Consider the following 22130-nt stretch of genomic DNA (forward strand, 5'->3'; position numbering starts at 1 on the left):
TTCTGCCTTCTGCCTTCTGCCTTCTGCCTTCTGCCTTCTGCCTTCTGCCTTCTGCCTTCTGCCTTCTGCCTTCTGCCTTCTGCCTTCTGCCTACTAGCTACTACCTACTGCCTCGAACTTTAACCTCCGACCTTTGCCCTGCTGCATTTTTCACGGTACCTTTGCACCCGTCCGGCGGTCAGCTGTGGATGTCTTTTTAGCTTTCAAATGGCTGTAAATAAGACAATTTGACCTACAAAGCCGCACTGGCAAAATAATTGCCAATATAGCATTGCCAGTCAAATTTGGTATTTTTAGCGCGGCCGAGCAGGCAGCGTCACCGCTGACGCAAAAAAACACCGGTCTCGAATCTGTTCGGGAGCGGTTTTGACCGTCAATATTGCAGATTTTGAAAAGTGAATAAAACAAGTAAGCACTAGTTATGGCAGATAATGAAAAAAACAGCCGTGAAAACGGAACCAATGCTGGAATGGACATTAACACCGATGAAAGCATCAGCGGCACTTCGCATTTGAACGAACCGGTTGCCAGTGAAGATGAGGTGGGAAAGCTGCAGGCAGAGATCGCTGAACTGAAAGACAAATACCTGCGCCAGGCAGCTGAGTTTGACAACTTTAGACGCCGTACCGCCAAAGAGCGGATCGAGATGATCAACACAGCTGGTAAAGAAGTGATCACCTCTCTGCTGGATGTACTGGACGATTGTGATCGTGCCGAAAAGCAATTACAGAACAGTGGAGACACTCCATTGAAGGAAGGTATTCAGCTGGTATTTAATAAGTTAAGAAGTACACTCCAAAGCAAAGGCGTAAAACCCATGCAAACCATCGGTACCGATTTCAATCCAGATCAACAGGAGGCCATTACGGAAATTCCAGCCCCTACAGAGGCTATGAAGGGCAAGGTGGTTGATGAAGTGCAGAAAGGTTATTATATGAACGATAAAATTATCCGCTTCGCCAAAGTCGTAGTTGGGAAATAAATTTTCAAATCAATATAATGTCGAAAAGAGATTATTACGAAATATTAGGGGTTTCCAAAGGTTCTTCACAGGATGAAATTAAAAAGGCATACCGTAAGGTAGCCATGCAATTTCACCCTGACCGTAACCCTGGTGACAAAGCAGCCGAAGAGAAATTCAAAGAGGCTGCCGAAGCCTATGAAGTACTGAGCGATGCAGACAAACGTGCCCAATACGATCGTTTTGGACATGCCGGTGTGCAGGGCAATGGCCGCGGTTTTGGTGGTGGCCAGGGCAATATGGAAGATATCTTCAGCCAGTTTGGCGACATCTTTGGCGATGATATTTTCGGAAGCTTCTTTGGTGGCGGTGGCGGCGGTGGAAGAAGAGGCGGCCAGCGGATGCGGGGCGTTCGCGGCAGCAACCTGCGTATTAAGATCAAGTTAACATACGAGGAGATTGCCAAAGGCGTTTCCAAACAGGTAAAAGTAAAAAAACACGTACCCTGTAATACCTGTCAGGGCAGTGGTGCAAAAGATAAAAGCAGCGTTCAAACCTGTGGCACCTGTGGTGGCAGTGGACAGGTTCGTCGTGTTTCCAATACCTTCCTGGGTCAAATGCAAACCGTTACTACCTGCCCGCAATGTAATGGTGAAGGATCTACGATCACCGCCAAATGTGGCAGCTGTAAAGGCGAAGGAAGGGTATATGGCGAAGAGACCGTTACCCTCGATATTCCGGCCGGTGTTGGCGAAGGCATGCAACTTAGCCTCGGCGGTAGAGGTAATGCCGGTGAACGTGGCGGCCCTCCCGGTGACCTGATCGTTTTAATTGAAGAAGAACAACATAAAGACCTGCACCGCGATGGATTGAATGTAGCGTACGAACTGCATATCACATTCCCCGATGCCTGTTTTGGCACCTCTGTTGAAGTGCCTACCATCGATGGCAAAGCGCGCATAAAAATACCTGCCGGTACACAAAGCGGCAAGATATTCCGCCTGAAAGGCAAAGGTTTCCCCGGAGTGAACTCTTACGAAAAAGGTGATCAGCTGATCTATGTGAATGTATGGACACCGCAAAACCTTTCCGCTGAAGAAAAGGCCCAGCTGGAAAAAATGAACAGCTCACCTAACTTCAAACCACAACCGGAAAAGTCTGATAAAAGCTTTTTTGACAAAGTGCGGGAAATGTTCTCCTAACGCATAATGCATTATTTCAACGCGGAACACTGCAACACGCGGTGTTCCGCGTTTTTATTTTCAGGTTATTATGCCGCCTTCTTCCGTTTTCGCATCTTCCCGTAGATCTTCTTCGCTTTTTCGATAATGGTAATAAACTCCTGTTGTACGGCATCCTGCATATTTTCCGATTCGGTAGCCAGTTTCATTACTTCGTTCCAGCTGTACTTTTGGGCATACTTTGAATCTTTTAACAAGGCGGCAAACATGGCTACGGAAGAAGCAAACCGATAGTCAGGTGGCAGGCTGGCAAAGGAGGTAAGGTTATACGGACAACGATAGGAAGTATTGCGCTGCAGTGTATCGTTGGGTAATCTGTATCGTACGTTTATTTTAGCCAGGTTGGCCCTAACAGTTACTGGCTGCCCCATGGCAAAAACCGGGTCAATTTCAAACAGCGCGATCACAGAGTGGCCTGAGCCTACTTCTCCCCCATCCAGCTCACTCACCGAATCAACCAGCGCCTTCCATTTATTATCAAATCCAATTAACCGGTATTGTTTAACCAGGTCAGCATTAAAATCAATATTCAAAAAAGCGTTATCGGCAACGCTGTACAGGGTTTGGGTCAATTCCTTCACCAATACTTTTTCCGCTTCGCGTTCATTGTCCAGGTAAGCGAAATTACCATTCCCTTTTTTCGCCAGCACTTCCAGTTTCGAATCTTTATAGTTGCCCATCCCCACGCCCAAACAGGTTAAATAAATACCTGATTGCTGGTGAAGGGTGATCAGTTTTTCCAGCTCATCGTCGCTTGTTTGGCCTACATTGAAATCACCATCCGTTGCGAGGATAACGCGGTTATTGCCCCCCTTTATGAACTGGCTTTTGGCCAGGCCATATGCAGTTCTGATCCCAGATGAACCCGGTGTAGCCCCGCCCGGGTACAGCTCTTCAATAGATTTGCGGATCTTTTCTTTTTCCTTACCCGACGTGGGTTGTAACCACACGCCAACGGTGCTGCCATACACTACTATTGAAATGGTGTCTTTATCACGCAGGTTATTTACCAGCAGAGTAAAGGCCGATTTCAACAGGGGCAGGCGGTTTGGCATATCCATAGAGCCGGAAACGTCTATCAGAAAAACAAGGTTACTGGGCGGTATCTTTTCAGGGTCCAGCTTACGGGCAGAGATCTGCAGCGTAAGCAACTGGTTTGTTTTATTCCAGGGACATTCAGATACATATGAGTTAAACCCGAATACACTGTCATCGGGTGGAGGAATGTATTTAAAATCGAAATAGTTCAACAGCTCTTCAGTACGTACTGCATCGGGCGGTACCGTGGTGTTCATATTTAAAAAGCGGCGCACATTGCTGTACGATGCTTTATCGGTATTGATTGCGAACCCGGTCTCCGGATATTTATCGGCCTGTACAAAATCATTTTCCACTAACGAATTGTAGGTCTCTGTACCTACCGTCCAATTACGGCGCTCACTGGGTTTTAAATTGCGGGTAAAAGAAAGCAGCCTGTTCTTTTGCAGATTGGCTGAGGTAAATAATGTTTTTAATACCAGGGAATGAAATCTGCCAGCTTCCAGTTTTATTGAGAGTGATTGATAGCCATCGAGAGAAACGGTAATAGAATCAATGTACCTGGTGGTCATAATACCGAATGAGCCGCTGCTTCCGGATGAGTATATATAACCGGTTGAATGAAGCAAGATGCGTGCATTCGACAGAAGATTATTCTTTTCGTCCCTGATCTCACCACGTAAATAATACTGCGCATGCGCGGTAATTATAAACAGGAATGAGGTTAATATGGCATAAGCATGTTTCAATATGTTGATGTAGATTACGTAGCTTACCGGTTAACAAGCTAGCACCGCTAGTCCGTTAACAGATGCAACTTAATATCATATCAACTCCTATTCTATCAGCTTGAAAATTTCCGGAATATTTCTACCCAATCCGTCATAATCAAGGCCGTACCCGACTACAAATTTGTTCGGGATGGAAAAACCAAGGTAATCGATGGTAATGGGAAATACCGTTGCTTCGGGCTTGTGCAGCAGGGCTACAATTTTTAATGAGGCAGGTTGCTGGTGGTGTAACTGGGGTAAAAATTCGCTGAGTGTTTTACCCGTATCAACAATATCCTCTACAATAACCACATCCCGGCCAAACAGGTCCATGTCCAGGCCAATAGCTGTCAATACATGACCGGTTGATTTTGTTCCTTTATAAGAAGCCAGCTTTATAAAACAGATCTCTACATCAATGGCAAGCTCCTTAAACAGGTCGGCCGCAAACATAAATGAGCCATTCAGAATTGCTATGAACAATGGCTTTTTACCAGTGTAATCCTTATTCAGTTCAATGGCAATTTCTTTTATCCGGCCAGCGATCGTTGACGCATTAATGTACGGTTCAAATTGTTTGTCGTGTACGCGAATATCACCCATAAATCAGTTTTTGTAAATAACCAGTTCCTGTCCAATTTTCAGGTCATTACCAGTCAGCTTATTCCATTCTTTGAGTTGTTCTACTGTAATACTATATTTTTTCGCAATACTAAACAAAGTTTCTTTTTCCGCCACTATGTGAATAGTACCAGATACAGCCGATGAATTGGTGGGCGTGATCTGGGTTGGCGTAGGTATCACCACGGGCGGAGCGGGTGTAACCAACACTACATCCTTTGCCAGTTTAGGCATTTCCGGTGCTTTTCCCTGTAAATACAATTTCTCCCCAACAGCAGGCTCGCCCTGGTCTTGCAATCGGTTATAATTTATAAGGTACTCGAGACGAATGCCTTCACTCTGACTGATATCATACAGCGTTTCGCCAGGTCTTACTTCGTGAAATTCCTGAGGTCCCTCCCTGCGTTTACGTTGTACAAAAACCAACTGGTCCTCCGCCAACACATCGTCTTCATCTTCACTAAATTCGTTAAAATCAAGCAGATGCTTTAATGAAACGTCGAATTGTTTGGCAATGCCCAGTAAGGAAGTTCCGGCTTTGGCAAAAATCACCTTTGTGCGGTTGATCTTGAATTCGCCGATGGGGTAATCTACAACCGGTTTGGGGCCTGAGGGTATTTGCTGTATTACCACTCCGGTTCCAATGTTCACTGGTCTGCCATTACCTGCCAGTACCTCATCCTTAGGCGACAATTTGCCCAGGGCTATAAGCGTGTATTGTTGCAGGTTGTAATCTTCTATGTATTTAATGAGGATCTGCGGGTATTTTGGATTGGTTGCATAACCTGCCTTTTTGAGCCCATATGCCCAATCGTTGTATTTAGTGGGATCAAGCTGGAATAAGAAGGCATAGCGGCTACCATTCTTTAAGAAATCCGAATGATCGATATAAGATTGCTCGGGTTTCTCATAACTTCTGAAGCACTCACCGCGGGCGTCATCATCATGATATACTTTTTCGCCTTTCCAGGTAGCCTGGCATTTTATCCCAAAATGATTGTTCGATTTCAACACCAGTTCGCTTTTGCCGGCCATGCTTTCATGTATACCCTGGGCCAGGGTAATAGCGGCAGGCACGCCACTGCGTTGCTCCTCGCGAATGGCAATTTCCTTATACGTATTTACATAATCGACTACATCGCTGTTGCGCTGTGCCTGAAGTCCTTTTACTGCGAAAAAAGCTGTTACAACCAGTAAACGTTTCAACGGTATCCTGTTTTATTTTTTTCGAATCATTAATAGTCCATCCCGGATTGTTAGCAACACCTTGTCAACCTGAACATCCTGCAGCACATATTCATTGAATGCTTGAATGGCCTTTGCGTTTTTGCCCGATATCCCGCCTGGGTGGGGCTGGAGCACCTGACCATGAAAAAGCACGTTATCAGCAATGATAACGCCGCCAGGCCGTACCAATGGTAACACCAACTGATAATATTGGGTATAACTTACCTTATCTGCGTCAATAAATACCAAATCCCAGGTTTCTTGTAAATCGGGAATAATGGTTAACGCGTTCCCAATATGCAAAATTATCTTTCCCGAGTCAATTGACCTATTGAAATTTGCCTGGGCTACAGAGGCATCCTGTTCCCGGAGTTCAATTGTATGTATTTTCCCATCTTTTAACAACCCTTTTGCAAGACAAAGAGCGCTGTAACCGGTAAAAGTGCCTATTTCAAGAATACGCCGGGGTGCCATCAGGCAACTGATCATTTCCAGGAATTTCCCCTGAACATGTCCACTTAACATATGAGCATGGGGATGCTGGGCCTGTGTCGTAGCGGCTATTTCCTGTAAAAGGGCCTCATCCGGTGAGGAGTATTGACTTGCATAGGCCTCTGCAAGTGGATCGATAATATCCAATGTGTGCAAATTTGGGCAAAAATAAGGTTATGAAAGGCAATAGGCAATGAGAAATAGGCAATGGTGAAAAGGCAGTAGGAAGTAGAGAAAAGGCAGAGGGCAGAAGGCAGAAGGCAGAGAGAAAACAGTTCTGAGTTCTGAGTTCTTTGTTGCTTCGCCGCCGAAGCCTTGCCGTAGGAGAACCGCGACGCGTTGTATTGCTTGGTCCGCCAGCTGGCAGATGAGGCTTACTTCTTTCTTCTTATTGCTTAGCCCTCGGTCGGGAGTAAAAATCCATTCACCTTCAAAAATGGCCTCCCGACCTCAGACTAAACACTCCAGCTATCGTAAATATTGTATGGGTAATGTTATTACGCTAATCAAGGATGGTCTGTATGCTGCACTTAAGACCTCGCTTCGTTTACTGTACAGCGGTAATTGTAATGGTACGTATTAAACGAGCTATTTTAGATTTTAGTTTACAAGCAGTTTATTTTTTTGAATACATAGGCGTAACCATGAAAATAAAAATTTATATGGAATACAAAACAATAAACTGGAATGCCACCCAATGATGAGTGGCATTCCTGTAGAACTTATCAATTGTATTTTATTGTTGTACTATTTCTGCTTTTTTTGAAATGCTCAATAAGCCTATATAAGTAAGAAGCCCATTTATGATCAGCAGTTCAATACCCACCTGGTATCCGCCGAACAATTGTACCGAATACTGTTTGATAAAATAACACGCTATAGGCGCGGCCAAACAAATAATAGTAATAATGCGTGATTGTGGCAATGTTCGCTTACTCAAAATGCCAAATGAGAAAAGCCCCAGCAACGGCCCGTAAGTATACCCGGCCAGATCAAGTATTTTATCGATAATACTACGACTTCCTATCGTGTAAAAAATCATAATGCAAGCTAGGAATATCACGGTAAAAGTAAGGTGAACTGTTAACCTTAATTTTTTCTGTTGCTTTTCAGTAAGATCGGTACGGCGTTTCAGCCCCAGTATATCTATACAAAATGACGAGGTCAGTGCAGTAAGTGCGCCATCGGCACTGGGGAACAGGGCACTGATCAACGCAATAATAAAGATGATGGAAATGGCCTGAGGCATCATCCCCAGCGCCATGGTGGGGAAAAGGGTATCTCCAATGACATTCTTGTTATCAATCAGCAATTGCATTTTGGTGCCGGCATCAGTACTTACCTGGGTAAATTGTGCGCCATGGTCCATGGCATACAGGTATAACAAGCCACCGAGCAACAGGAATAAAAAGTTCACACCCGCGCTTACCAGGTTAAAAGTGATCATGTTCTTTTGCGAATCTTTCAGGGTCTTAACGCTGATATTCTTTTGCATCATTTCCTGATCGAGCCCGAACATGGAAATGGTTATAAACATACCGCCAATGATCTGTTTTAGAAAAAATCCGCCGCTTTTGGGATCGGTATTAAAGATGGTTGTATATCCTCTGTCGGTAAGTGTTCGCATGGCATCGCCTACTGATAAATGCAGATTATTTAAAATATACACTACTGTTACCACCAGTCCTACCAGCATGAGGGTTGTTTGTAAGGTATCGGTGTAAACAATGGTTTTAACCCCTCCTTCAAACGTATATAAGAGGATCATCAATAAAATAATAAGTGCTGTAACCACAAATGGCACTCCAAAGCTTTTCAAAATAAATTCCTGCAATACAAAGATCACCAGGAACAAACGGGCAGTAGCGCCCACTGTTCGTGAAATAATAAAGAACAGGGCGCCCGTTTTATAGGCTATGGTGCCGAACCGCTTCTGCAGATAATTATAAATAGAAGTAAGGTTCATTTTGTAATACAAGGGCAGTAGTACAAAGGCCACTACCAGGTAACCAAAGAAATAACCGATCACCACCTGGAAATAAGCAAATCCTTTATGCACATTCCCGGCAAAATCACCAACTGTACCGGGTACCGACACAAACGTGACACCGCTGAGTGACGTGCCTACCATACCAAAGGCCACCAGCATCCAGTTTGAATTGCGGTTACCAATAAAAAACGAATCGTTGTTCGAATTTCGGGAAGTAAACCACGCAACAACCAGCAACAAAACAAAATAACCGATCACAAAAGAGAACAACAGGGATGCAGACATAATGTAAAGATGATTAAACGGTTCATTAAAGTCGGATAAGATGATTGCGCTAAAAGCCTGAATAGAAGATGGTTTGCGCTGCCTGGCTTGTATTGCCGGGCTCTTTCCCTAATAAACCCTGCGCGGTTTCATCGAGTTCTACTGTTCAGACTTAGGGTTTGAAGGTAACAAAAATGTGTTTTACTATTGCTTATAATCCATTTATCTTAGAGGCTGACAGGCATTTTTTTAACAATATGTCTGTAATAAAAACAGCCAGTATGAAGTTAGAATCGGTAGTAGTTTTTTGCGGGTCCAAGAACGGACAGAACCCTGTTTATGTAAAACATACGGCAGAACTCGGCAAGCTCATTGCCTTGCTGAATCTGCGCATGGTATATGGGGGCGGTAAAGCGGGTTTAATGGGTGTAATTGCCGATTCAGTATTGGCCAATGGCGGCAAGGTAATGGGCGTAATTCCCAAGATCCTTACTGAATGGGAAAGCCAGCACACAGGGTTAACAGAACTGTTTGTTGTGCCTGACATGCATACCCGAAAAAAGATGATGTATGAAATGGGTGATGCCGCCATAGTATTACCTGGCGGTTTTGGTACCCTCGATGAATTATTTGAAATGCTTACGTGGAATCAACTCAAAATACACGATAAAAAAATATACATACTGAACTCCGATGGTTTTTACAATCACCTTCGGCTTCACCTCCAACATTTGAAAAAAGAAGGCTTCCTGTATGAATTACCGGAAGAAAGGATCATCTTCTGTGATACGCCGGTTGAGGTCTTTAATAAGATAGGTTGATCTGTTGACGTGACACTGAGCGTACTGAACGGAATCGTAGGGCCGAAGGCTCGGTTGATAGCGGTTGATCAGTTAATACAAAATAAAAGCCCACTTCGGTATCCGAGGTGGGCTTTGGGTTATTTAGTTCGTTAGTTATTGAGTTCGAAGTTCGGTGTATCCGAATCTGGCCGAAGCTTTAGCGGAGGCGCACGCCTTAGCGTAGGAGGACCTATTGCCCACTGCTCATTGCCTTTTCCTAAAACATACTAAAATTATAACCGAAATTAAAGAAGGCGCGGTTGCCATATGGGCTGCGTTCATTCTGCAACAGATCATAATTAGCCGTTACAATAAAATAGCCCCGGCCGGCAGGAATGGCTGCGCCTATACCGCCTAATAAAGAAGGAACGATCTTATTCGGAAGCTTTTGATCAGGCTCACCATTGTAAAAATGATATTTAAGCCAGGTATAATTGGCCTCAGGTTGTACCTGTAAGAAAATATATTCAATCGGGTATACCCGGCCGAAGACATTCAAACCTGTTACGCCATATTCTTCTTTATAACCGGCGTAATCATATTTGTTGCTGCTATAAATAAAGTTGATCCCCGCGCCGGCCGCCAGGTAACGGCTAAACCGATAGCCTATTTGTGGCGAAACGTTTACCAGGGTTGAATAACTGCCAAAGGCCAAACCCAAATTACCGCCAAAGAAAAGTTTGCTTTTATCGAAACCACCCCCTTGCGGCGGGTCTTCGTCTCCCCCATTCTGGGCCACCGCCACCACAGTGCATAGCGCAAACAAACAGGCAGTCATTAAAACTTTCTTCATAGCCATTAATTTAGTGTGCAAATTAGTGAATGCGAAAATTAGCCCACAAGTTAAGTATGTTAAGATGTTGATAATAGCGTAAAACTTCATGAAAATCAGCCATTAAGGTAATTTTAAGGGACTATGTGGATAAATACTGCCGATCTACCCAAAAATATATAATCAGCACTTAACGAACACCTTACACCTGATCAATTATATCCATGCCCTGGTTACCCGCCACAGGGTATTTGATTTATTGCGTTTTGTTATTACTTTTATTGTGCCTATCTATAGAAAAACCATAAAGGATTCACTGTTTGTAGCTTATCACACCACAAATCCTTGGAAATTCCCCCCAGACTTGGTTAACTCATTGTGTTAATCTAACAATCCTGTAAAGCCGTTTTGTAACAACGTAAAACGATTCCTGGCAGCCATATGTCGTGGGATCAATATTTCAATGCCTGTGCAAACCGTACGTATCCATTGTCCTCAGGAAAACAACCATTGTTTTCAGCATTTAACGTACGAGAATGAGAAGATGTATTCTGGCCATTGACGATAGCAAAGCAATAAGGTTCTTATTGCATACGGTACTTGGGAAAGAGTACCAGGTAGTTACGGCCCCTGATGCCTGTTCAGCTATGTATTGGTTAGCGAACAGGAATTTGCCCGATCTGATCATCGCAGACCCGCAGTTACCCGATGTGCAGGACTGGGAACTGATCGCCGAATTTTCATCAAGTGCTATCTACCGTGATATTCCCCTGATCGTGTTATCATCATTAGACAAAAATGTTACCGCTGCCCAATGCCTTAAATTCGGAATAGCCCATCATTATACGAAGCCCTTTAACCCCCTTGAATTACATGAAATGGTTCAAAAACTGATGAACAAGGTGGCTTCAAAATTGAATGAGAACGAAATGAAAGCCGGTTAATACCCGGAATTGAAAAACAAAAAACTGACGGTATGGACTTAACAATTCTACCTACTAAAAAAATCATTAATACATATAGGCGCTACAGCTTGCCAGTAGCCGAAAAAGAACCGACTGATATAAAGACGTTGCAGTTCTTTTATATTGGCACGCAAGCTTCTTATACCGAAAAGCTGAAGGAATACTTCGAGTTCGGTTATACTACCATAAGTGCCGACAACGCCATTTTTACCTTAAAGCGCCTGTTCAGGAAAACAGATGACGTTACCATTCCCTCCATGGTCATAGCCGAAGGAATGCTGGGAACGGAACACCTGGCGCAACTGCACCAATTCATTTACAGCCATAAAATAATGGCCGGGGTACCTTTTATTGTTGAAGCAACTGGCTTATCTCCTGAAGAGCTGGCGCGCTTTAAACGGCATGCATTTGTGGATGAAATATTATTCCTGAATGAATTCACCGCCACCTCCCTGTTGCGCAAGGTGAACTTTCTGCAAAGGATGAAGCAGAAACGGGTGTTTCAACCCGAAACCTGTAAGGTGGAAACTTCCTTCAGCAGGTATCCTACGGTTAAAGCAGTGGTGAAGCGGGGACTCGATCTGCTGATCGCATCCATATTTCTGGCAGTACTGGGCCCATTAATGCTGCTGATCGCGCTGGCAGTAAAACTCGATACCGGAGGACCAGTCCTGTACAGCACCTTAAGAACGGGCCGTGGTTATCGGATATTTAATTTATATAAGTTCAATACCATCGTTCAGGATGCTGCGAAAAAAAAAGCTGGTATCGCTATCAGCAGAGTGGGTATGTTCTTCCGCAAAACCGGTCTCGATGAGCTGCCCCTGTTACTGAATGTATGGCTGGGCGACCTGTCGCTGTCAGGCCATCGGGCATTGCCGTTATACGAAGCGGAAAAGCTGACAAACAACAGCAGCGCCAATCATTTTCTGGCGCCTGCGGGCATTACAGGCTGGCAGATCCAGAAAAAAGACAAAGTAGTTATACCTGTTGAAACGCCACTAGCGCCCCTTACCGACAAAAGCGATCTGTTGTATGATATCTGGTTAGCAGCCAGCAAGTCTTCAGCCGCTATTCAAAAGTCGAACGCCTGATTTACATATTGCAAGATTTATTCAGCCCAATCCCCTGCCAGCTGGCGGGGGATTTATTTTACAGGCAGTGGGCAGATGACAGAAGGCAGTAAGAATACACTTCGACGCGGCAAGTATCTTATTCGCCGCGTCGCGGTTCTCTGCCCTCTGCCCATTTAAAAAAAAATCCCCCCGGACAAACCAGGGGGAACATATAATTGATTCTAGTTGAAAGTTTCTTACGCTTATCCTACAGTGGTAGCGCCTTCTACCAGCACAGTAACTTTATTACTTATCACTTCTACGAAACCACTTTGGATATCATAAAAAGCCAGGTGATTGCTTTTATCTTTTAACACTTTTACCCTTCCGGATGCCAGTGCGCTTACCAGCGGAGCGTGTTTGTCAAGCACTTCAAACTTACCGGTTATACCAGGCAGTTGAATACCATACACTTCACCACTGAACAGCTTTTTCTCCGGAGTTAAAATCTCAAGGTTCATATTATGTGTTATAATGCTTGCCCGCGCAGGCGGGTGCTAAGTTGATAATTGTTTTATTAACCCTGGGCTTGAGCCAACAGCTTTTTACCTTTTTCGATAGCATCATCGATGGTACCTACCAGGTTGAACGCTGCTTCTGGGTATTCATCTACTTCACCATCCATGATCATGTTAAAGCCACGGATAGTTTCTTCGATGGGAACCAGTACCCCTTTCAAACCAGTAAATTGCTCAGCCACGTGGAAAGGTTGTGACAGGAAGCGTTGTACTTTACGGGCGCGGAATACGGTTTGTTTATCTTCTTCACTCAACTCATCCATACCCAGGATGGCGATGATATCCTGTAATTCTTTATAACGTTGCAGGATCAGTTTTACGCGGTTAGCAGTATTGTAGTGTGCATCACCAACGATTGCCGGAGAAAGGATACGGCTGGTAGAATCCAGCGGGTCAACCGCAGGATAGATACCTAAGTCAGCGATCTTACGGCTTAATACGGTAGTAGCATCCAGGTGGGCGAAGGTAGTAGCCGGAGCGGGGTCAGTTAAGTCATCCGCAGGTACGTAAACCGCCTGTACTGAAGTGATTGAACCGTTTTTAGTTGAAGTGATACGCTCTTGCATCAGACCCATTTCAGTTGCCAGGGTTGGCTGGTAACCCACCGCTGAAGGCATACGTCCCAACAGGGCTGATACCTCAGAACCTGCCTGGGTGAAACGGAAGATGTTATCTACGAAGAACAGGATGTCGCGGCCTTTGCCTTGTCCATCACCATCGCGGTAGTATTCAGCGATAGTTAAACCACTCAGGGCCACACGAGCACGGGCGCCTGGAGGCTCGTTCATTTGTCCGAATACGAAGGTAGCTTTTGAATCGCTCAGCTCTTTCATGTCCACTTTGCTCAGGTCCCAGCCACCGTGTTCCATACTGTGAATGAATTCCTTACCATATTTCATGATACCGGCTTCGATCATTTCACGCATCAGGTCATTACCTTCACGGGTTCTTTCACCCACACCTGCAAACACTGATAAACCAGAGTATGCTTTCGCGATATTATTAATAAGCTCCTGGATCAATACGGTTTTACCCACACCAGCACCACCGAATAAACCGATCTTACCACCTTTTGCGTATGGCTCAATCAGGTCAATTACTTTAATACCGGTAAACAGTACTTCTGTAGAAGTACTCAGGTTTTCGAAGGCTGGGGGTTTGCTGTGGATAGGGCGGCCACCAGCTTTGGGTACAGCAGGTAAACCATCGATAGGATCGCCGGTTACATTGAACAAACGACCTTTGATAGCTTCACCGGTTGGCATAGCGATAGCAGCGCCGGTATCTGTTACAACCATTCCCCGCACCAGGCCTTCAGTACCATCCATGGCAATACAGCGTACGCTGTCTTCACCAAGGTGTTGCTGTGCTTCCAGCACCAGTACTTCACCATTTTGGCGCTTCAATTCAAGCGCATTATAAATTTCAGGGAGTTTTCCTTCAAACTGCACGTCCACTACAGCACCGATGATCTGCTTGATCTTACCAACATTTGGCATATAATAGTTTGATTTTGCGTGAGCGTTTTAATTAACTATTTTATTTTCAATGAGTTACCTGCATTTTACCGCAGTATTTTTCATTTCGGCTGCAAAGGTAAGTGAACGAGGGATAATTTGGTATTTTAAACAGGGACATTTTTTGGAAAAGAGCCGTCAAAAGGCTGTTTCCGGCACTGGGTTGGGGTCCTGAGCGGGCCTGCACTGAGCGGAGTCGAAATGTCGAAGGTCTTGCCGGCCGACCGGGCGCGTATCCGCCCCTGGCGGCGAGTCGAGAGCGGCTTTTTTTAGGTTTCGGGTTCAAAGTTCTGAGTTTCAGATTCTGTGACGCGGCTGCCCAAAGCAATAGCACGTAGCGTCTCTTCCATTGCCCACTGCCTATTGCCTATTGGCCATTGCCTCACCCGCCGAAGCCTTGGCGAAGGAGGGCCTATTTCCAGATCCCGGGACTGGTGATTAGTTGGTATAAGTTTTATAATTATCATGTATCCCGGAACTATTAAAGGATTACCCCGGTAACCGACAATCCGGCGACCAGCGACCGGTAACCGGCAACCTGTAACTGGAAACAGACAACTATTTACCGCTTTTTCGCTTTATTTGTACTTTGAATATGGACTATGCATATCCTTATATCCGAACATGCAATTAACTGAAGTAACCACAACCACAGCAGCTAAAGATTTCATTAGGGCCAATGTTGAACTAAATAAGTCCAACCCCAATTACATCCGTCCACTTGATAAGGATGTGGAAGAAGTGTTCAATCCCGAAAAAAACAAGGCTTTCCGTCATGGCGAATGTACCCGCTGGGTACTATACGGCCCCGAAAACAAATATTTAGGCCGGATTGCCGCTTTCGTAAATAAGAAATATAAAAACAAGGGCGATGAATTTTCCGTTGGCGGGATCGGTTTTTTCGACTGTATAAATGATCAGTCGGCTGCCGATATGCTTTTCGATGTGGCTAAACACTGGCTAATACAACGTGGAGTTGAAGCCATGGATGGCCCCATTAATTTTGGCGAACGCGACCGCTGGTGGGGACTGGTAACCGAAGGTTTCCAGGAACCGCTGTACTGCATGAATTATAATCCCCCGTATTATAAAGAACTGTTTGAGACCTATGGGTTCCGCCCATTTTTCAATCAGATCTGCTTTGGCCTGAACCCTAAGAAAAAGCTCAGCGATAAACTACACGAACGACACAATCATTATGTGAATGCTGATTACCAATGCATTCCCATCGATAAAAAGCAGATTGAAAAGTTCGCCACCGACTTTGCTTATATATATAATAAAGCATGGGCCGGACATGGCGGCTTAAAAGAACTGAAAAAGGAACAGGTAATTCTGATGTTCAAAAAAATGAAGCCGGTGATGGATGAACGCATCATCTGGTTCACTTATCATAAAGAACAGCCGATTGCCATGTTCATTAACCTGCCCGACCTGAACCAGTGGTTCAAATACCTGGATGGGCAATTCAGCTGGTACCACAAACTGAAGTTCTTATGGATCAAAAAAACAAAACCCTGTAAGAAATGTACCGGTTTGGTATTTGGCATTGTGCCCGAATTCCAGGGCAAGGGCATCGATGCCTATATGATCGTTGAATCGGGCAAGGTGATCCAATGGCAAACACCTTATACGGAATACGAAATGCAATGGATAGGCGATTTTAATCCTAAAATGCTGAATGTTGCCGCCAGTTTGGGCGATACCTTCCGCAGCCGCGTGCTTACTACTTATCGCTACGTATTTGACAGAACGCGTCCATTTAAAGCACACCCCGCCATTAGCTAAATAAAAAAACAGGAAGTATAATGTGAGACCAATAGCTTACCTCATACTTCCTGCTTCATACAGCTTACTTCCCGCTTTCCATAGCCCACAAACAGGTTTCTTTAATACCATCAGAATAAGACGTAGGTGTAAACCCAAACGCTTTATTGAATTTATCGGAGCTGAACAGGTATGGTGAATCGCTCTGGTAATTCATTTCTTTTAATTCCTTCAACGGCCGGTTAAATAAGCCGATCAATGACAACATCCAGCCGGGAATAGCAGAAACACCATCAGGCTTTTGCATAACAGCCGCTGCCTCTTTTGCAAACTGACGGCCGGTTATTAACTCACTGGCTGTTGGCAAATGCCAGGTTTGGCCAAATGCTTCGGGTTTGTTGGCCAGCAGGTATAAAGCCCTGGCGGCATCGGGCACATAAGTGATGGAATGCGGTTGATCTGCACTGCCCAGCCATTGGGCCTTCTTTCCTTTTATCAGGTTCTGAATGACCAGCAAATTCGGCACACTGGTCTTAAACCCTATGGGTCCATAGAAATCGGCACAACGGGCAATCATTGCCTGCAGGTTACCGGCCTTTATTTCCTGCAACAACTGGTTGGCAATAGCAGCTCTTACTTCTCCCTTTTTACTACAGGGGTTGAAAGCCGTTTCTTCCGTCATCCAGCCATTTACTTTCCCATACATGTATACGTTATCGAAGAAGATCAAACGCGCACCAGTTTCTTTACAGGCATTGATCACGTTGGTCATGATCACTGGCCACTGTGCCCGCCAGATACGAATATCATACGGCAGACCCAATAATAAATATACAACGGATGATCCTTTTATTGCCTGCAGGGTTTGCGTGTAGTTGGTAGCATCTGCCGCTACACTTTCAACGCCTGGTATTGCTTTGGCTGTCCGTGATACCAGCCGCACTTTTTGCTGGCTGTGTAATAAGATCGGTAATAACTGATCGGCCACTGCCCCGCCGGCGCCGAATATGGTGTGCATGTTCATAGTAAAATGCTTTTGTTTATTTTGATGATTTTGTTTGTTTTATGAATCGGCAATTTTTGCCTCGCGAAATTTGAGACTCACGTAGTCGTGAAACGTGAAAGGTGAAACTTGAAATAAGACCAATGCATCTCACTGCGTTCGATGCATTGGCTGCTTCGCTACGCTCAGGAATACACTCACGACTGTTGGGACTAATAATTATTTTGCGCCGCCAGAAATTCATTGCCTATTATCTAATATCTAATAGCCAGACCTGTCAGGATCGCATAAACCCACTAAAAGTGCAAACTCAAATGGCGAACCTTACAGGTCTTGGCACTTTCAATTGCCTACCCGTCCGCGACACGCGCAGCGTGGAGCAACCTTCTGTATTCCATTGCTTGCCCGTCCCAACTTGTCGGGAATTGCCGTTTGCCGTCTGCCGTTTGCCGTCTGCCGTTTGCCGTTTGCCGTCTGCCGTTTGCCGTCTGCCGTTTGCCGTCTGCCGTTTGCCGTCTGCCGTCTGCCATTCCCGAACGCTATCCATCTATTTTAGGAGCTAACAACTTATATAACACCGGCGTCACTATCCTTGTCAATAAAGTCGAACTAATTAACCCACCAATAATAACCAATGCCAATGGCGAATACAACGGATTATTTTCCATCACCAGCGGCAGCAAGCCTCCAATGGCAGTTAAGGTGGTAAGGATAATAGGCACAAACCTCGTTTCACCGGCTTCCTGTATGGCTTTGTCAAGACTCATTCCCTGTTTACGCAACTGATCGGTATAATCAACCAGCAAAATAGAGTTTTTCACTTCAATTCCGATCAGGGCTATTAACCCAATTACAGCAACAAACGAAAAGGTATTACCAGTGGCTAATAGCATCAATACGGCACCAATAATGCCCAGGGGTATTACAGAAAGCACGATCAGGGTGCCACGAAAAGTTTTAAATTCCAGGATCAGGGTCCCCAGGATCCCAAAGATCGTGATCAGGACAATAGTACCCAGGCCACCAAAACTTTCCTGACTGGCTTCTACTTCACCAGCAGCAACATAATGCGAATTGGGTGGAAAATGCATGGTATCCAACTGCTTTAGGATGCCTTCGGTCAATTTACCGGTATTATAACCACTTTGTACAAAGGCAGTGGTTACCGTGTACCGGTCTTTGTCATAGTGCTTAATGGTAACGGGCGAGGTTTCAAAACGGATATCGGCCAGTTGGCTCAGCGGAATGGAAGCCCCTTTCACACTGGTAACATACACTTTACTAAATGCATCGAAGGTTTGCCGGTCGCCACGCGGCAGAGTAACCGTAATGTTGTATTCATCGCCATTTTCTTTTCTGAAAGTGCCAATGTTCAATCCGGCCACAGCCATGCGAATGGTGCGGTCAATATCATTAACAGGTACCCCCAACAAACCGGCTTTTTCTTTATTCACTTTTACCTGCAGGTCGGTTTTCAGGGTCGTCAATTCATTGTTTACGTAAATGGTACCGGGCGTTTTCTTTAGTAAGGCTTCCACTTTAAAGGCCAGGCTACGGAGGGTATCCAGGTCTTCGCTAAACAGGCGGATGGCAATGGGCGCTTCTACCGGTGGCCCCTGTTCAAAATCCTTCACCTCAATTTTTGCATTGGGGTAATGCCTGAACCTTGATCGCAGTTGATCTATCAGTTTTCTTTTTTCAGCAGGTGGCGTTTCTTTCAACTGCACAAATAACTGTGCGTAGTTGCTTACTTCGTTTTGCGGAATAACATTATAATAAATGCGTGGATTACCCCGGCCAACATTGGTAGCGTAATTCTTCAGGTCAGGAATGCTGTTGATCTCCTTTTCAACATACTTCGCTACCTGGTCAGTTGCCTGCAAACTGGTGCCCAATGGCGTTTCAATATTTATGAGGAACATTGGCTTTTCTGAAGCGGGGAACACACTAAAACCTACTACCGGTACCAATGCCAGCGAGCCTGCAAAAATAGCCAGTGCTACCAGCAAGGTAGTAACAGGGCGTTCAATAGCGCTGTGCAATAACCGGCGATAAGACCCGCCAATGAATTTCTTTAACCCCCGTAAGAACGGATTTCCCTCCGGGTTTTCATGGCTGCTTAATATCCGGCTTGAGAGAAACGGCACTATTGTTAGCGAAACAAACAACGAAGCCAGTACGGTGGTTACCACAGCAGCCGGTAAGCTCCGGATAAAATCCCCTGCCCCTTCTGGTAAGAACATCAATGGAAGGAAGGCAAATATGAGGGTAATGGTACAACCAATTACAGCCAGGCCTATTTGTTTGGTAGCCGTCATGGCTGCTTCGCGTCTGCTATAACCCATCCGCAGGTAGCGTTCAATGTTTTCTACCACCACAATACTGTCATCAACCAGCAACCCCAACGCTACCACCATGCCTACAATGCTCAACTGGTTAATGGTTATACCAAACATATCGAGCAAAAACAACCCAATTGCCAGCGATAAGGGAATGGAGATCATTACCACTAGAGAAGCCCGTACGCCCAGGGGCAACAAGGTTAACAACACCAGGAAGATGGCAATGGCAAAGTCGCGGGTAAACCCGCCTAACCGGGTGCGAACACTATGTGCATTATCAAAGCTTTGTTCGTAGGTAATGCTCTTTGGCAGCTCTTTCTGAAATTTCTCCAGCACAGGTTTAATTTCCTTCTCTACAGCAAAGATGTTGGTGCCCATTTTACGGCTGGCGGTTACAAATACGCCGCGTTTGCCATTGAGGCGGCCTATATAAGTTTGTTCTTCATAATTAAAATTAACATCGGCTATATCTTTTATATACACCAGCTTACCATTAACATTGCTGACAATGGTGTTCTTTATTTCTTCTATACTTTTATAATCACCACTGGTCTTTATATTGAATTTCTTGGCCCCCATTTCAATACTGCCACCAGGGATGTTTACATTTTCACTTTGAATAGCGCCCAGCACTTTATTCAGCGGAATACCATACTGCGCCAATTTTTCCAATTGCAGCGATACCCGGACCTGCTGTTGGGGGAAGGCCCAATTATCGACGTTCTTTAATGTCTTTATTTTCTCAAGGCGTTCTTTTAATGTCTTGCTCCATTCTTCCAGGTCTTTATACGGCGCAGTTTCACTCATCAGCGCTATTTGCAGAATGTTCACATCGGCCGGACTGAACTTCAGTATATTGATATCGGCAATATCCTGGGGCAGTTGGGTTTTCAACGCATCCACTTCTCTTACTACGTCCTGGTATTTTTTATCGGGATCGCTTTCATATTTAAATTCCACCTGAATAACCGCCAACCCATCATCAATGCGGCTGATAACCCGTTTGATATCGTCCAGCTCGTTCATCTTTTTTTCAACGGGATCTACCACCAGCTCTTCCATATCTTTCGGACTGGTACCGGGATATACTACTACCAAACTGAAGGTGGGCGCCTGAAAGTCGGGATCTTCGCCCCTGGGCATATTCAGCAGTGAATTAACCCCTATGGCAATCAGCATCACAAACACAATGAGTGTGAACTGATAATTTTTTACTGAGAAGTCAGTTATTTTCATAACAGCCTGATTTGAATTTGTAACGTTTTTAATACGCGGGAATCGAAAAGATGAGTTTATATTTTCTAATTGTTTGTTCGTACCATTGGGTAAGTACGGTCATCAATTCATCACTTATTGTAGAGTTCTCTTTCATAAATTTTAAAAATTGAAAATGAAAAATCTTGGAATCTCTCTCGTCTTTAGGCTTTAGGCTTTTGCCATTTGCTGTCTGCCGTTTGCCAGCCTGTCCCTACTTGTCGGGATCTGCCTTTATCTAATCACTTTCACGAATGATCTTTCTGTCAGGTAACCTACGCCTTCCGTTATTACTTCATGTGCGTTATCGAGGCCACTAACAATGGCTGCCTTGTTGTTTTCCAGAAAAGCAATGGTCACTTTGTTTTTGACAATTGTTTTACCATCGGCATTCACGGTGTATACATAACCTGTTTTATCAGTAGCTTCGGTCAATGCTTCTACTGGCACCATGGTCACGGTTTGCTCACCTGTTGGTTGTAATCGTACGGTGGAGAATAAGCCTGCTGCAAAACGGGAATTACCTGGTAATACCTTTACTTCAATTTCATAGGTACCACTGGCCACATCGGCGCCCTGGGCAATCTCGGTGATGATACCAGTAAATGTTTTGTTGGGATAAGCATCTATCTCTACAGTAGCCTTCTCCCCTTTCTTTAACACGGCCCAGTCTTTATCCGATACACCAAAACGGATCACCCAATCGTTACCAGCTGTTCCATTGAATTGAAATACCGGTGAACCTGCACTGGCCAGTTCGCCTTCGTTCATTAATTTTTTGAGAATGGTACCGTTTTCAGTGGCACGTATTTGGGCATATTGTTGGTTAAAGCGGGCAATGCGCAAACTTTCTTCTGCAACCTGTAATTGTGTATTGGCATTTTGAACCTGCTCCAGCGTAGCTACGGTATCGTTATATAAGTTCTTTACCCTGTTTACATCGCGTTGTACTTTTTCAACGCCCTGTGCCGCCTGTTGCACCTGGGCATTTATCTCAGTAAGATCGAGTGTTGCCAGTAGTTGTCCTTTTACCACATGATCGCCTTCCTTTACATAGATCTTTGAAATAATACCACCAATTTTGAAAGAGAGCCGGGCTTCAGTCGTGGAGGCCATGTTGCCGGAGTATTTTAACACCGGAGCATATTGTGTGGTAGTAACCGGCTGCACCTTTACGGCAATGGCTTCGTCAACCACTTCAGCAGCTTTTGTTTTGCCATTGCAACTTGTTAATATCACCGCAGTGGAAGTGATCATTAATATGGTTATAGGGAGGTGTATGCGTTTCATTGTATATATTTTGTTTGTTATTGTAACATCTGTTTAATATGTTGGAGGGCAATGGTGAATGGGCAATGATGGATAACTCGCGAAACTTGAAACTTATAACCGACCTTGCACCGCCGCAAATTCATTGCCTATTGCCTATTG

17 protein-coding genes are annotated in these 22130 nt (G+C 44.8%); 6 read left to right on the forward strand and 11 right to left on the reverse strand.

Annotated elements, in window-relative coordinates; all coding sequences use genetic code 11:
- The first annotated feature begins 421 nt into the window (after positions 1 to 421).
- The gene (locus tag J7I42_RS01705; protein ID WP_209137039.1) at positions 422 to 982 is read left to right on the forward strand and encodes a nucleotide exchange factor GrpE; all 561 of its coding nucleotides are present in this window, start codon (positions 422 to 424) and stop codon (positions 980 to 982) included.
- Positions 983 to 999: 17 nt separating this feature from the next.
- Positions 1000 to 2163 (forward strand): molecular chaperone DnaJ, encoded by a 1164-nt coding sequence (dnaJ, locus tag J7I42_RS01710; protein WP_236065378.1) that lies wholly within the window; start codon positions 1000 to 1002, stop codon positions 2161 to 2163.
- Positions 2164 to 2231: 68 nt separating this feature from the next.
- On the opposite strand, the gene J7I42_RS01715 is transcribed toward dnaJ, so the two are convergent.
- The 5 genes from J7I42_RS01715 to J7I42_RS01735 all read right to left on the reverse strand — a co-directional run bounded on the left by J7I42_RS01715 (position 2232) and on the right by J7I42_RS01735 (position 8625).
- Positions 2232 to 3989 carry a vWA domain-containing protein gene (locus J7I42_RS01715; RefSeq protein WP_209137040.1) on the reverse strand — a complete coding sequence of 586 codons (1758 nt, stop codon included), beginning with the start codon at positions 3987 to 3989 and terminating at the stop codon, positions 2232 to 2234.
- A gap of 87 nt (positions 3990 to 4076) precedes the next feature.
- Positions 4077 to 4613, reverse strand: a complete 537-nt coding sequence (gene hpt, locus J7I42_RS01720) for a hypoxanthine phosphoribosyltransferase (protein WP_209137041.1) — start codon at positions 4611 to 4613, stop codon at positions 4077 to 4079.
- A gap of 3 nt (positions 4614 to 4616) precedes the next feature.
- Complete coding sequence (locus J7I42_RS01725; RefSeq protein ID WP_209137042.1) at positions 4617 to 5837, reverse strand: glucosaminidase domain-containing protein; 1221 nt, start codon at positions 5835 to 5837, stop codon at positions 4617 to 4619.
- Between the two features lie 12 nt (positions 5838 to 5849).
- Positions 5850 to 6497, reverse strand: a complete 648-nt coding sequence (locus tag J7I42_RS01730; RefSeq protein ID WP_209137043.1) for an O-methyltransferase — start codon at positions 6495 to 6497, stop codon at positions 5850 to 5852.
- Positions 6498 to 7086: 589 nt separating this feature from the next.
- The gene (locus J7I42_RS01735) at positions 7087 to 8625 is read right to left on the reverse strand and encodes a sodium:solute symporter (protein ID WP_209137044.1); all 1539 of its coding nucleotides are present in this window, start codon (positions 8623 to 8625) and stop codon (positions 7087 to 7089) included.
- Positions 8626 to 8885: 260 nt separating this feature from the next.
- On the opposite strand from J7I42_RS01735, the gene J7I42_RS01740 reads away from it, so the two are divergent.
- The gene (locus tag J7I42_RS01740; protein WP_209137045.1) at positions 8886 to 9425 is read left to right on the forward strand and encodes an LOG family protein; all 540 of its coding nucleotides are present in this window, start codon (positions 8886 to 8888) and stop codon (positions 9423 to 9425) included.
- A 238-nt stretch (positions 9426 to 9663) separates the two neighbouring features.
- On the opposite strand, the gene J7I42_RS01745 is transcribed toward J7I42_RS01740, so the two are convergent.
- The gene (locus J7I42_RS01745; protein ID WP_209137046.1) at positions 9664 to 10239 is read right to left on the reverse strand and encodes a hypothetical protein; all 576 of its coding nucleotides are present in this window, start codon (positions 10237 to 10239) and stop codon (positions 9664 to 9666) included.
- Positions 10240 to 10754: 515 nt separating this feature from the next.
- Here J7I42_RS01745 and J7I42_RS01750 point away from each other — a divergent pair.
- Entirely contained in the window at positions 10755 to 11162 is a 408-nt protein-coding gene (locus J7I42_RS01750; protein ID WP_209137047.1) for a response regulator, read from the forward strand.
- A gap of 32 nt (positions 11163 to 11194) precedes the next feature.
- Positions 11195 to 12277: a sugar transferase gene (locus J7I42_RS01755; RefSeq protein WP_209137048.1), complete on the forward strand. Its 1083-nt coding sequence runs from the start codon at positions 11195 to 11197 to the stop codon at positions 12275 to 12277.
- A 224-nt stretch (positions 12278 to 12501) separates the two neighbouring features.
- Here J7I42_RS01755 and atpC read toward each other — a convergent pair whose 3' ends face one another.
- On the reverse strand, positions 12502 to 12759 hold the full coding sequence (atpC, locus tag J7I42_RS01760; protein ID WP_209137049.1) for an ATP synthase F1 subunit epsilon: 258 nt from the start codon (positions 12757 to 12759) through the stop codon (positions 12502 to 12504).
- A 56-nt stretch (positions 12760 to 12815) separates the two neighbouring features.
- On the reverse strand, positions 12816 to 14315 hold the full coding sequence (atpD, locus tag J7I42_RS01765) for a F0F1 ATP synthase subunit beta (protein ID WP_209137050.1): 1500 nt from the start codon (positions 14313 to 14315) through the stop codon (positions 12816 to 12818).
- Positions 14316 to 14957: 642 nt separating this feature from the next.
- Here atpD and J7I42_RS01770 point away from each other — a divergent pair.
- A complete protein-coding gene (locus J7I42_RS01770) occupies positions 14958 to 16121 on the forward strand; it encodes a hypothetical protein (protein ID WP_209137051.1) in 1164 nt (387 codons plus the stop codon).
- Between the two features lie 64 nt (positions 16122 to 16185).
- On the opposite strand, the gene J7I42_RS01775 is transcribed toward J7I42_RS01770, so the two are convergent.
- The 3 genes from J7I42_RS01775 to J7I42_RS01785 form a co-directional block, all read right to left on the reverse strand.
- Positions 16186 to 17118 (reverse strand): NAD-dependent epimerase/dehydratase family protein, encoded by a 933-nt coding sequence (locus J7I42_RS01775; protein WP_209137052.1) that lies wholly within the window; start codon positions 17116 to 17118, stop codon positions 16186 to 16188.
- Between the two features lie 524 nt (positions 17119 to 17642).
- Positions 17643 to 20681 carry an efflux RND transporter permease subunit gene (locus tag J7I42_RS01780; protein WP_209137053.1) on the reverse strand — a complete coding sequence of 1013 codons (3039 nt, stop codon included), beginning with the start codon at positions 20679 to 20681 and terminating at the stop codon, positions 17643 to 17645.
- Positions 20682 to 20933: 252 nt separating this feature from the next.
- A complete protein-coding gene (locus tag J7I42_RS01785) occupies positions 20934 to 21989 on the reverse strand; it encodes an efflux RND transporter periplasmic adaptor subunit (RefSeq protein WP_209137054.1) in 1056 nt (351 codons plus the stop codon).
- Between the last annotated feature and the right edge of the window lie 141 nt (positions 21990 to 22130).

The sequence above is a fragment of the Niastella soli genome (genome assembly GCF_017742245.1).
In the GTDB taxonomy this organism is placed as follows: Bacteria; Bacteroidota; Bacteroidia; order Chitinophagales; family Chitinophagaceae; genus Niastella; species Niastella soli.